This is a genomic window from Pseudomonas sp. NPDC087614 (assembly GCF_044743485.1).
GTDB lineage: Bacteria > Pseudomonadota > Gammaproteobacteria > Pseudomonadales > Pseudomonadaceae > Aquipseudomonas > Aquipseudomonas baetica_A.
The window spans coordinates 1-11,925 of sequence record NZ_JBIUWN010000033.1 but is presented as its reverse complement, the minus strand read 5'-3'; the positions used below and the strand labels follow the sequence as shown (position 1 = coordinate 11,925).

The following is an 11,925-nucleotide window of genomic DNA, read 5'->3' as shown; positions in this document are numbered from 1 at the left end:
ACCAATAAAAACAAATACAAAACAATACTAACTACCCAAAACAGATCGTTACCCTGACTTACCCGCACATCGGCAACACCGGCACCACGCCCGAAGACGCCGAGTCCGACCGCGTCTGGTCCGCTGGTCTGGTCATCCGTGACTTGCCGCTGGTGGCGAGCAACTGGCGCAACACGATGTCCCTGTCTGATTACCTGAAAGCCAACAATGTTGTGGCGATCGCCGGTATCGACACCCGTCGTCTGACCCGCATCCTGCGTGAAAAAGGTGCACAGAACGGCTGCATCATGGCCGGTGACAACATCTCTGAAGAAGCCGCCATTGCTGCCGCGCAAGGCTTTCCGGGCCTCAAGGGAATGGATCTGGCGAAAGTCGTCAGCACCAAGGCTCAATACGAATGGCGCTCCACTGTCTGGGATCTGAAAACCGACAGCCACGCGACCATCGAAGCTTCCGAGTTGCCTTACCACGTCGTTGCCTACGACTTTGGCGTCAAGCTGAACATTCTGCGCATGCTGGTTGAGCGCGGCTGCCGCGTTACCGTGGTCCCGGCGCAAACTCCGGCCGCTGACGTACTGGCTCTGAAGCCGGACGGTGTGTTCCTGTCCAACGGCCCTGGTGATCCGGAGCCGTGCGACTATGCGATCCAGGCGATCAAGGACGTGCTGGAAACCGAAACTCCGGTATTCGGCATTTGCCTCGGTCACCAGTTGCTGGCGCTGGCCTCCGGTGCCAAGACCCTGAAAATGGGCCATGGTCACCACGGTGCCAACCACCCGGTGCAGGACCTGGACACGGGCGTCGTGATGATCACCAGCCAGAACCACGGTTTTGCGGTAGACGAAGAAACGCTGCCTGCCAACGTCCGCGCGATTCACAAATCGCTGTTCGACGGCACCCTGCAAGGCATCGAGCGCACCGACAAAAGCGCGTTCAGCTTCCAGGGTCACCCTGAGGCGAGCCCGGGCCCGAACGATGTCGCGCCACTGTTCGACCGCTTCATCAACGAGATGGCCAAGCGACGCTAAGCGTTCGCCTTGAGACTGTAGAGAGAAGCCCTTCGAGGGCGGCCCCGACACCGGCGGCCCCCTCGAGACTTCAGAAATCGATCAAGACGGCTTGCCGACTGACCTGCGGATTTGAGTGACAAACCCATGCCAAAACGTACAGACATTAAAAGCATCCTGATTCTTGGCGCTGGCCCGATCGTTATCGGCCAGGCTTGCGAATTCGACTACTCCGGCGCCCAGGCCTGCAAGGCCCTGCGCGAAGAGGGTTACCGCGTCATCCTGGTGAACTCCAACCCGGCCACCATCATGACCGACCCGGACATGGCTGACGCCACGTACATCGAGCCGATCAAGTGGCAGACTGTTGCCAAGATCATCGAAAAAGAACGTCCCGATGCAGTGTTGCCAACCATGGGCGGCCAGACTGCTCTGAACTGCGCCCTGGATCTGGAGCGCGAAGGCGTTCTGGAGAAGTTCGGCGTGGAGATGATCGGTGCCAACGCCGACACCATCGACAAGGCTGAAGACCGTTCGCGTTTCGACAAGGCGATGAAATCCATCGGCCTGGCCTGCCCGCGTTCCGGTATCGCCCACAGCATGGAAGAAGCCAACGCAGTCCTCGAGACGTTGGGTTTTCCGTGCATCATCCGTCCGTCCTTCACCATGGGCGGCACTGGTGGCGGTATCGCTTACAACCGTGAAGAGTTCGAAGAAATCTGCGCCCGTGGTCTGGACCTGTCGCCAACCAAAGAGCTGCTGATCGACGAATCCCTGATCGGCTGGAAAGAATATGAAATGGAAGTTGTCCGCGACAAAAAGGACAACTGCATCATCGTCTGCTCGATCGAAAACTTCGACCCGATGGGCGTGCACACCGGTGACTCGATCACTGTCGCCCCGGCTCAGACCCTGACCGACAAGGAATACCAGATCCTGCGTAACGCCTCCCTGGCGGTACTGCGCGAGATCGGCGTCGAGACCGGCGGTTCCAACGTTCAATTCGGTATCTGCCCGAACACTGGCCGTATGGTCGTGATCGAAATGAACCCGCGTGTATCGCGTTCCTCGGCGCTGGCTTCGAAAGCCACCGGTTTCCCGATCGCCAAAGTCGCGGCCAAACTGGCTGTGGGTTACACCCTCGACGAACTGTCGAACGACATCACCGGTGGGAAGACCCCGGCGTCCTTCGAGCCGTCCATCGACTACGTCGTGACCAAGCTGCCCCGCTTCGCCTTCGAGAAATTCGCCAAGGCTGACGCACGCCTGACCACGCAGATGAAATCGGTCGGCGAAGTCATGGCTATCGGCCGTACCTTCCAGGAATCCCTGCAGAAAGCCCTGCGCGGTCTGGAGGTTGGTGTTTGCGGTCTGGACGAGAAGCTCGACCTGAGCAATCCGGAAAGCATGAGCGTGCTCAAGCGCGAACTGACTGTGCCGGGCGCCGAGCGTATCTGGTACGTGGCAGACGCCTTCCGTGCGGGCATGACTGTCGAAGACATCTTCGGCATGAACATGATCGACCCGTGGTTCCTGGTGCAGATCGAAGATCTGATCAAGGACGAAGAGAAGGTCAAGACCCTCGGTCTGTCCGCTATCGACCGCGACCTGATGTTCAAGCTCAAGCGCAAAGGCTTCTCCGATCAGCGTCTGGCCAAGTTGCTGGGCGTTACCGAGAAAAACCTGCGCACTCACCGTCACAAGCTGGAAGTGTTCCCGGTCTACAAGCGCGTTGACACCTGCGCGGCCGAGTTCGCCACCGACACTGCTTACCTGTACTCGACTTACGAGGAAGAGTGCGAAGCGGCGCCGTCCGGTCGCGACAAAATCATGATTCTGGGCGGCGGTCCGAACCGTATCGGTCAGGGTATCGAGTTCGACTACTGCTGCGTTCACGCGGCCCTCGCTCTGCGCGAAGACGGTTACGAGACCATTATGGTCAACTGCAACCCGGAAACCGTGTCCACCGACTACGACACGTCCGACCGTCTGTACTTCGAGCCGGTAACGCTGGAAGACGTGCTGGAAATCTGCCGCGTCGAGAAGCCCAAAGGTGTGATCGTCCAGTACGGCGGCCAGACTCCGCTGAAACTGGCTCGTGCTCTGGAAGCTGCCGGCGTACCGATCATCGGCACCAGCCCTGACGCCATCGACCGCGCTGAAGACCGTGAGCGCTTCCAGCAAATGGTTGAGCGTCTGAACTTGCGTCAGCCGCCAAACGCCACCGTGCGTAGCGAAGACGAAGCTGTTCGCGCTGCTGCGAAGATCGGTTATCCGCTGGTGGTGCGCCCGTCCTACGTGCTGGGCGGTCGCGCAATGGAGATCGTCTACAAGGAAGACGAGCTCAAGCGTTACCTGCGTGACGCGGTGCAGGTGTCCAACGACAGCCCGGTGCTGCTCGATCACTTCCTCAACTGCGCCATCGAGATGGACGTTGATGCGGTCTGCGACGGCAAGGACGTGGTGATCGGCGCGATCATGCAGCACATCGAACAGGCTGGCGTTCACTCCGGTGACTCCGCGTGCTCGCTGCCGCCTTACTCGCTGCCGGCGCACATCCAGGACGAGATGCGCGAACAGGTCAAGAAAATGGCCCTGGAGTTGGGTGTTGTCGGCCTGATGAACGTGCAGTTGGCGCTGCAAGGCGAAGACATCTACGTCATCGAGGTGAACCCGCGCGCTTCCCGTACCGTACCGTTCGTCTCCAAGTGCATCGGTGTTTCCCTGGCGATGATCGCGGCTCGCGTGATGGCCGGTAAAACCCTGAAAGAAATTGGTTTCACCAAGGAAATCATCCCGAACTTCTACAGCGTGAAAGAGGCGGTCTTCCCGTTCGCCAAATTCCCTGGCGTTGACCCGATCCTCGGCCCAGAGATGAAGTCCACTGGTGAAGTGATGGGTGTCGGCGACACCTTCGGCGAAGCTTTCGCCAAGGCCCAAATGGGTGCCAGCGAAGTGCTGCCGACCGGCGGTACTGCATTCATCAGCGTGCGTGACGACGACAAGCCACTGGTTGCAGGCGTAGCCCGTGATCTGATCAACTTGGGCTTCGAAGTGGTTGCCACTGCCGGTACTGCCAAGCTGATCGAAGCTGCGGGCCTGAAAGTGCGCCGTGTGAACAAGGTGACCGAGGGGCGTCCGCACGTGGTCGACATGATAAAGAATGACGAAGTCACTCTGATCATCAACACCACTGAAGGTCGTCAGTCGATCGCCGACTCCTACTCCATTCGTCGTAATGCCTTGCAGCACAAGATTTACTGCACCACCACCATTGCTGCTGGCGAAGCTATCTGTGAAGCGCTGAAATTCGGTCCTGAAAAAACCGTGCGCCGCTTGCAGGATCTACACGCAGGATTGAAGGCATGAGCATAATCAAGTACCCAATGACTGTTCAGGGCGCTCGCGCCCTGGAAGAAGAGCACACTCACCTGACCAAGGTCGTTCGTCCAAAGCTTAGCCAGGACATCGGTACGGCCCGCGAGTTGGGTGACTTGAAGGAAAACGCTGAATACCATGCCGCTCGTGAACAGCAAGGCATGGTCGAAGCGCGGATTCGTGATATTGAGGGCCGGATTCAGAATCAGGTGATCATCGATGTCACGACGATTCCCCATACCGGTAAAGTGATTTTCGGCACCACCGTTGAAATCGCTAATGTCGAAACTGATGAAAGCGTCACTTACCACATCGTGGGTGAGGATGAGGCTGACTTCAAACTCGGCAAGATTTCAGTCGGTTCTCCTCTTGCTCGTGCTTTGATCGGCAAGGAAGAGGGTGATGTGGTTGCTGTGAAAACGCCAGGTGGCGTTATCGAGTATGAGATTGTCGAAGTCCGTCACATCTGAAACCGGGCGCCCGCTACGCGCGGGCGCCATGCTTTGGCAGCTGACCCAGATGTTGTGGGTCGGTGGTCTTTGGTTGATTCATTTTGGTTTGCAGCCGGCGTTGGGTCAGATTGGCCTGGCGCAGTTGCTGATTGATGAAATCGCCAGTGCATTTGAAGTGCTGGTGGTGGGTTTTTCCGCCGCATGCTTGATTTTTCAGGCCTTGGTGCTGGTGCAGGCCGAGGGCCTTGGCAGTCTATGGCAAGATTTTCGCGGGCAGGTGCTGTTGATGGCGTTGAATGCGTGTGCGATGTTTGTCGCCGTGCGTATCGGCTGGCCGGATGCTCAGCGCTGGCAGGTATTCAGTTATCTGGTTCTGGGGTTTTCCGGGTTGGTGCTGGTGCTGCAGCCGGTACCTGGATGGAGTGGCAGGGTGCGCGAAGCACACCCTTGACCCTTGTCATCACTTGAAGCGATGAACGTTCGACAGCTGCTTGTTGACGCTGAAGTTCTTGCGGTAAACCAGTGCCATCTTGCCGATGACCTGTACCAGGTCAGCCTTGCCGACCTTGCACAGTTCTGCGATGTGCGCCAGGCGCGACTCGCGATCAAGGATGTTGAGCTTGATTTTGATCAGCTCGTGATCCGCCAATGCGCGTTCAAGTTCGGCTAAAACACCTTCAGTCAAACCGTTGTCAGCCACAGTCAAGACTGGTTTCAGATGGTGGCCAATGGATTTGTACTGTTTCTTCTGCTCTTGAGTGAGCGGCATAATCTGACCCTTTCGTCTGGATTCTGTAAAATGGCGGCCATTTTACCCGAGGGTTCGTGGATCCGCCCAATTAATCACGACCCTTATCATCGAGGTGCCCAATGGCGCGTTCCAAGACAAGCCTTGGTTGGCTGAAAAGACATGTCAATGATCCCTATGTGAAGCAAGCGCAGAAGGATGGCTACCGCTCGCGTGCGAGTTACAAGCTTCTGGAGGTTCAAGAGAAATACAAGCTGATCCGTCCGGGCATGAGTGTTGTCGATCTGGGGGCTGCGCCTGGTGGCTGGTCGCAGGTTACTAGCCGGCTGATCGGTGGTCAGGGGCGTCTGATTGCCTCGGACATCCTGGAAATGGACAGTATTCCGGACGTGACCTTCATTCAGGGCGACTTCACCGAGGACGCAGTACTCGCGCAGATCCTGGATGCCGTCGGTAATTCGCAGGTAGACCTTGTGATTTCCGATATGGCCCCCAATATGAGTGGTACACCTGAAGTGGACATGCCCAAAGCCATGTTCCTTTGCGAGTTGGCGCTTGATCTGGCGGAGCGGATACTCAAGCCGGGTGGTAATTTCGTAATCAAGATTTTTCAGGGCGAAGGGTTTGATGTTTACCTGAAGGATGCCCGCAAGAAGTTCGACAAGATCCAGATGATCAAACCGGATTCTTCTCGTGGCAGCTCCCGCGAGCAGTACATGCTGGCTTGGGGTTATCGCGGGCGTAGTGAGTAAAACGGGTTTTTTTCACGGGGGTGATAGGTTTTTCGTATTTTGCCCCGAGCGCTTTAGCGAATATTGTGTAGAAAGTGTTTCACAAAGGGTTACAGACGGCGCCTGCCAGAGTTGTAGGTAATGTAGTAAGTTAGGCCGGTGAATATCATGCGAAGCGCGCGCCAGTAGCGGAGCTTGCTTCAGAGGGTAGATAAATGAACGATCTGGCAAAGAATTTGATCCTGCGGTTGATCATCGCGGCTGTCCTGGTGACGGTGATGAACAACTTCTCCAGCCCTAACGAGCCGCAGACCCTCAACTATTCCGACTTCATCCAGCAGGTCAAGGATGGCAAGGTCGAGCGCGTAGCGGTTGATGGCTATGTGATTACCGGCAAGCGCAACGACGGCGACAGCTTCAAGACCATTCGTCCCGCTATTCAGGACAATGGCCTGATCGGTGATCTGGTCGATAACCACGTTGTGGTTGAGGGCAAGCAACCTGAGCAGCAGAGCATCTGGACCCAGCTTCTGGTAGCCAGCTTCCCGATCCTGGTGATTATCGCGGTGTTCATGTTCTTCATGCGCCAGATGCAGGGCGGCGCTGGCGGCAAGGGCGGACCGATGAGCTTCGGCAAGAGCAAGGCGCGCCTGCTCTCCGAAGATCAGGTCAAGACTACTTTGGCTGACGTTGCCGGTTGCGACGAAGCCAAGGAAGAAGTGGGTGAGTTGGTAGAGTTCCTGCGTGATCCGGGCAAGTTCCAGCGTCTGGGTGGTCGTATCCCTCGTGGCGTGCTGATGGTGGGGCCTCCGGGTACCGGTAAGACTTTGCTGGCCAAGGCTATCGCTGGCGAAGCCAAAGTGCCTTTCTTCACCATTTCCGGTTCTGACTTCGTCGAAATGTTCGTCGGTGTCGGTGCCAGCCGTGTGCGTGACATGTTCGAGCAGGCGAAGAAACATGCGCCTTGCATCATTTTCATCGACGAAATCGACGCTGTCGGTCGCCACCGTGGCGCCGGCATGGGGGGTGGTCACGACGAGCGTGAGCAGACCCTCAACCAGTTGCTGGTTGAGATGGACGGCTTCGAAATGAATGACGGCATCATTGTGATTGCTGCAACCAACCGTCCTGACGTACTCGATCCGGCATTGCTGCGTCCGGGCCGTTTCGACCGTCAGGTTGTGGTCGGCCTGCCAGATATTCGTGGTCGCGAGCAGATTCTCAAGGTTCACATGCGCAAAGTGCCAATGGGTGACGACGTTGCTCCGGCCGTTATCGCTCGCGGTACTCCGGGCTTCTCCGGTGCCGACTTGGCCAACCTGGTCAACGAAGCGTCGCTGTTCGCTGCTCGTAGCGGCAAACGCATCGTCGAGATGAAAGAGTTCGAGCTGGCCAAAGACAAGATCATGATGGGCGCCGAGCGAAAATCGATGGTCATGTCCGAGAAAGAAAAGCAGAACACTGCTTATCACGAAGCTGGCCACGCCATTGTCGGTCGTGTTGTGCCTGAGCATGACCCGGTCTACAAGGTTTCGATTATCCCGCGCGGTCGTGCGTTGGGTGTGACCATGTTCCTGCCGGAAGAAGATCGTTACAGTCTGTCCAAGCGTGCGCTGATCAGCCAGATTTGCTCGCTGTACGGTGGCCGTATCGCTGAAGAAATGACCTTGGGCTTCGACGGTGTAACCACTGGTGCTTCCAACGACATCATGCGTGCCAGTCAGATTGCACGGAACATGGTGACCAAGTGGGGCCTTTCGGAAAAACTCGGTCCGTTGATGTACGCCGAAGAAGAGGGTGAAGTGTTCCTCGGGCGTGGTGGTGGCGGTCAGGGCGCCAGTTTCTCTGGTGAGACTGCGAAGCTTATCGATTCCGAAGTGCGCAGCATTATTGATCAGTGCTACGGCACGGCCAAGCAGATCCTCACGGATAATCGTGACAAGCTGGATGCAATGGCTGACGCGCTGATGAAGTATGAAACGATTGATGCTGAGCAGATCGACGACATCATGGCCGGTCGCACGCCTCGCGAGCCTCGCGATTGGTCGGGTGGTGCGGGTACGCCGCCGCCTCCTGTCGTTCAGGATGAGCGTCCGGAAAAACCGATTGGCGGTCCGGCTGCTGATGTTTAAGGTTTGAAATGACTTCTGTACAGTCCCTGACCCGGTTGCCTTGCGGCAACCGGGTTCTTGATTTTTCCCAGACGCATGTCATGGGTATTCTCAATGTAACTCCCGATTCCTTCTCTGACGGTGGCCGTTACAGCCAGCTCGACGCGGCCTTGCGCCACGCTGAAGCCATGGTCGCCGCAGGTGCGACGCTGATCGATGTGGGTGGCGAGTCCACCCGTCCTGGCGCTCGTACGGTTTCGCCGCTGGAAGAGCTTGAGCGCGTGGCGCCAATCGTCGAGCTGATCAATCGCGAACTTGATGTCATCATCTCGGTCGATACGTCGACTCCGGCGGTGATGCGCGAAACTGCGAGACTGGGTGCCGGATTGATCAATGATGTGCGGTCACTGCGGCGCGATGGTGCATTGGATGCGGCGGCGGCTACGGGGTTGCCGGTGTGTCTGATGCATATGCTGGGTGAGCCTGGTGATATGCAGGATGATCCGCGCTATCAGAATGTCACTCGGGAAGTGAGCGAATTTCTCGCTGAGCGGATGGCTCAATGCGCGTTGGCAGGTATTGCTGCCGAGCGTGTCATACTTGATCCTGGTTTCGGATTCGCCAAAACCCTGGAGCACAACCTAAGCTTGTTCAAGCATATGGAGGCTCTGCATAAGCTAGGTCGACCTTTGTTGGTTGGTGTATCTCGGAAAAGCATGATTGGTCACGCCTTGAATCGTCCTGTGGGCGAGCGTCTGCATGGTGGTCTCGCACTGGCTGCGCTCGCGTCAATCAAGGGCGCACGTATATTGCGCGTCCATGATGTGGCGGAAACGGTAGACGTGGTGCGGATGATCGCGGCCGTTGAGTCGGCTGAATAAGAACGATGGAGCAGTTATGAGCAAGAAATACTTCGGTACTGACGGCATTCGTGGTCGAGTCGGGGAATATCCGATTACTCCTGACTTCATGCTCAAGCTCGGCTGGGCTGCTGGCATGGCGTTCCGCAAGATGGGCGCCTGCAAAGTGCTGGTTGGCAAAGACACGCGCATCTCCGGTTATATGTTTGAATCGGCGCTTGAAGCTGGACTGACTTCGGCGGGGGCGGATGTAATGCTGCTTGGTCCGATGCCGACGCCGGCCATTGCCTATCTGTCGCGCACGTTCCAGGCTGAAGCCGGCATCGTGATCAGTGCTTCGCACAACCCGCATGATGATAACGGCATCAAATTCTTCTCAGGTAAAGGCACCAAGTTGCCGGATGAGCTGGAATTGATGATCGAAGAGTTGCTCGACACACCAATGACCGTGGTCGAGTCGAGCAAGATCGGCAAGGTGTCGCGGATCAATGACGCCTCTGGTCGTTACATTGAATTCTGCAAAAGCAGTGTGCCAACCGGTACCAATTTCGCCGGTCTCAAGATCGTCATCGACTGCGCTCACGGTGCGACCTATAAAGTTGCGCCGAGTGTTTTTCGTGAGCTGGGCGCCGAGGTCGTGGTGCTGTCAGCCCAGCCAAATGGTCTGAACATCAACGACAATTGCGGCTCCACTCATATGGGGCAGTTGCAGGCGGCGGTGCTGGCTGAGCACGCTGATCTGGGTATTGCTTTTGACGGGGATGGTGATCGCGTCCTGATGGTTGACCACACGGGGGCGATTGTTGACGGTGATGACCTGCTGTTCATCATTGCTCGCGATCTGCAGGAGCGTGGAAAGCTGCAAGGAGGAGTGGTAGGCACCCTGATGAGTAATCTCGGTCTGGAGCTGGCCCTTGCCGATCTTTCGATTCCGTTTGTTCGCGCCAATGTCGGCGACCGTTATGTGATTGCTGAGTTGCTTGAGCGTAACTGGTTGGTCGGTGGTGAGAACTCAGGGCATATCGTCTGTTTCAATCACACCACGACCGGTGACGCGATCATTGCTGCTCTGCAAGTGCTGATGGCGCTCAAAACGCGTAACGAAGGTCTGGCGTTAGCTCGACAAGCTTTGCGCAAGTGTCCTCAGGTGCTGATCAATGTGCGTTTCGGTGGAGGTGAAAGTCCGCTGGAGCATCCGGCTGTCAAGGAGGCCAGCGCGCGCGTCACTCAGGCAATGGCCGGTCGCGGACGTGTGCTTTTGCGCAAGTCCGGCACAGAGCCTTTGGTGCGTGTGATGGTTGAAGGGGAGGATGCAACCCAGGTTCGCAGCTATGCCGAAGAGCTGGCAAAACTGGTAACTGAAGTTTCTGCCTGATTCGGCTTGCCAGCCATGATTGTGTTGGGTAACATCTGCGCCCACTTTGACCGACGAGGTACAGCATGCGTCGCCCTATGGTAGCTGGTAACTGGAAGATGCACGGTACCCGCGCCAGCGTCGATGAGCTGATCAACGGGCTTCGTCATCTGGCCTTGCCAAGCGGTGTTGATGTCGCGGTATTCCCGCCTTGCTTGTATATCAATCAAGTGATTGATGGCTTGAAAGGCAAATCGATTTCGGTCGGTGCGCAGAATTCTGCGGTGGAATCCATGCAAGGTGCATTGACCGGTGAGATTGCACCGAGTCAGTTGGTGGATGCAGGTTGTTCCCTTGTGCTTGTCGGGCACTCCGAACGCCGCCAGATAATGGGCGAGCGAGACGGGATGCTGAATCGCAAGTTCGCAGCGGCACAGGCATGTGGCTTGATTCCGGTGTTGTGTATAGGGGAAACCCTCGAGCAACGCGAAGCTGGAAAAACTCTTGAGGTTGTCGGGCGTCAGCTGGGCAGCATCATCGAGGAGCTGGGTGTAGGTGCTTTTGCCAAGGCAGTCATCGCTTACGAGCCTGTCTGGGCCATTGGTACCGGACTGACTGCAACGCCGCAACAGGCTCAGGATGTGCATAAAGCCATTCGCGAGCAGTTGGCGGCAGAGAATTCTGAGGTCGCACGAGGTGTGCGGCTTCTATACGGCGGCAGCGTGAAGGCGGCCAATGCGGTCGAACTGTTCGGCATGCCTGATATCGATGGGGGGCTCATTGGTGGAGCTTCCCTGAATGCAGATGAGTTCGGTGCGATTTGTCGCGCCGCGGGAAACTGAAAAAATGCTGGAAACAGTCGTAGTCGTTTTTCATCTGCTGGGTGCATTAGGCGTAGTTGCGCTGGTTTTGCTGCAGCAGGGTAAGGGTGCGGACGCTGGTGCGTCTTTCGGAGCAGGTGCTTCAAATACTGTGTTCGGAAGCCAAGGTTCCTCTACCTTTCTTAGTAAGTTTACTGCTATACTTGCCGCCGGTTTCTTCATAACCAGCTTGGGGTTAGGTTACTTTGCTAAAGAGAAAGCTCATGAGCTGACTCAAGCAGGTTTGCCAGATCCAGCAGTGTTGGAAGTGCCTAAGCAGCAACAACCGGCTTCTGATGATGTACCGGTGCTTCAAGAGCAAAAGTCGGCTACTCCAGCGACTGACGTACCTCCAGCTCAAGAGCAGAAGTAAGAAGGGTTTCAAACGTAGTTTTGCCGAGGTGGTGGAATTGGTAGACACGCA

At 56.8% G+C, this 11,925-nt stretch carries 10 protein-coding genes and 1 pseudogene; 10 read left to right on the top strand and 1 reads right to left on the bottom strand.

Annotated elements, in window-relative coordinates; translation table 11 throughout:
• The 4 genes and pseudogenes from carA to ACIOWA_RS14235 form a co-directional block, all read left to right on the top strand.
• A pseudogene (gene carA / locus ACIOWA_RS14250) lies at window positions 1–1,028 on the top strand (glutamine-hydrolyzing carbamoyl-phosphate synthase small subunit); the annotation flags it as partial.
• A gap of 126 nt (window positions 1,029–1,154) precedes the next feature.
• On the top strand, window positions 1,155–4,376 hold the full coding sequence (gene carB / locus ACIOWA_RS14245) for a carbamoyl-phosphate synthase large subunit (protein WP_339431692.1): 3,222 nt from the start codon (window positions 1,155–1,157) through the stop codon (window positions 4,374–4,376).
• Window positions 4,377–4,378: 2 nt separating this feature from the next.
• On the top strand, window positions 4,379–4,855 hold the full coding sequence (gene greA, locus ACIOWA_RS14240; protein ID WP_339431773.1) for a transcription elongation factor GreA: 477 nt from the start codon (window positions 4,379–4,381) through the stop codon (window positions 4,853–4,855).
• Window positions 4,856–4,883: 28 nt separating this feature from the next.
• Window positions 4,884–5,288: an MFS transporter gene (locus tag ACIOWA_RS14235; protein ID WP_339431693.1), complete on the top strand. Its 405-nt coding sequence runs from the start codon at window positions 4,884–4,886 to the stop codon at window positions 5,286–5,288.
• Between the two features lie 9 nt (window positions 5,289–5,297).
• On the opposite strand, the gene ACIOWA_RS14230 is transcribed toward ACIOWA_RS14235, so the two are convergent.
• Window positions 5,298–5,606: a YhbY family RNA-binding protein gene (locus ACIOWA_RS14230; protein WP_201228024.1), complete on the bottom strand. Its 309-nt coding sequence runs from the start codon at window positions 5,604–5,606 to the stop codon at window positions 5,298–5,300.
• Window positions 5,607–5,707: 101 nt separating this feature from the next.
• Between ACIOWA_RS14230 and rlmE the strand changes: the two genes are divergently transcribed.
• From rlmE to secG, 6 genes are all read left to right on the top strand, one after another.
• Window positions 5,708–6,337, top strand: a complete 630-nt coding sequence (gene rlmE, locus ACIOWA_RS14225) for a 23S rRNA (uridine(2552)-2'-O)-methyltransferase RlmE (RefSeq protein ID WP_150617091.1) — start codon at window positions 5,708–5,710, stop codon at window positions 6,335–6,337.
• 203 nt (window positions 6,338–6,540) lie between these two features.
• Window positions 6,541–8,448 (top strand): ATP-dependent zinc metalloprotease FtsH, encoded by a 1,908-nt coding sequence (ftsH, locus tag ACIOWA_RS14220; RefSeq protein ID WP_401160388.1) that lies wholly within the window; start codon window positions 6,541–6,543, stop codon window positions 8,446–8,448.
• 8 nt (window positions 8,449–8,456) lie between these two features.
• Complete coding sequence (folP, locus tag ACIOWA_RS14215) at window positions 8,457–9,308, top strand: dihydropteroate synthase (protein WP_339465472.1); 852 nt, start codon at window positions 8,457–8,459, stop codon at window positions 9,306–9,308.
• A gap of 16 nt (window positions 9,309–9,324) precedes the next feature.
• Complete coding sequence (glmM, locus tag ACIOWA_RS14210) at window positions 9,325–10,662, top strand: phosphoglucosamine mutase (RefSeq protein WP_339431696.1); 1,338 nt, start codon at window positions 9,325–9,327, stop codon at window positions 10,660–10,662.
• A 65-nt stretch (window positions 10,663–10,727) separates the two neighbouring features.
• A complete protein-coding gene (gene tpiA / locus ACIOWA_RS14205; protein WP_401160359.1) occupies window positions 10,728–11,483 on the top strand; it encodes a triose-phosphate isomerase in 756 nt (251 codons plus the stop codon).
• A 4-nt stretch (window positions 11,484–11,487) separates the two neighbouring features.
• A complete protein-coding gene (secG, locus tag ACIOWA_RS14200; protein WP_095191056.1) occupies window positions 11,488–11,874 on the top strand; it encodes a preprotein translocase subunit SecG in 387 nt (128 codons plus the stop codon).
• The last annotated feature ends 51 nt before the right edge of the window (window positions 11,875–11,925 follow it).

Excerpts from the sequence above, each read along its gene's own strand:
- carB (WP_339431692.1), top strand. The coding sequence starts at position 1,155 with ATGCCAAAACGTACAGACATTAAAAGCATCCTGATTCTTGGCGCTGGC.
- ACIOWA_RS14235 (WP_339431693.1), top strand. The coding sequence starts at position 4,884 with ATGCTTTGGCAGCTGACCCAGATGTTGTGGGTCGGTGGTCTTTGGTTG.
- ACIOWA_RS14230 (WP_201228024.1), bottom strand. The coding sequence starts at position 5,606 with ATGCCGCTCACTCAAGAGCAGAAGAAACAGTACAAATCCATTGGCCAC.
- rlmE (WP_150617091.1), top strand. The coding sequence starts at position 5,708 with ATGGCGCGTTCCAAGACAAGCCTTGGTTGGCTGAAAAGACATGTCAAT.
- folP (WP_339465472.1), top strand. The coding sequence starts at position 8,457 with ATGACTTCTGTACAGTCCCTGACCCGGTTGCCTTGCGGCAACCGGGTT.
- glmM (WP_339431696.1), top strand. The coding sequence starts at position 9,325 with ATGAGCAAGAAATACTTCGGTACTGACGGCATTCGTGGTCGAGTCGGG.
- tpiA (WP_401160359.1), top strand. The coding sequence starts at position 10,728 with ATGCGTCGCCCTATGGTAGCTGGTAACTGGAAGATGCACGGTACCCGC.
- secG (WP_095191056.1), top strand. The coding sequence starts at position 11,488 with ATGCTGGAAACAGTCGTAGTCGTTTTTCATCTGCTGGGTGCATTAGGC.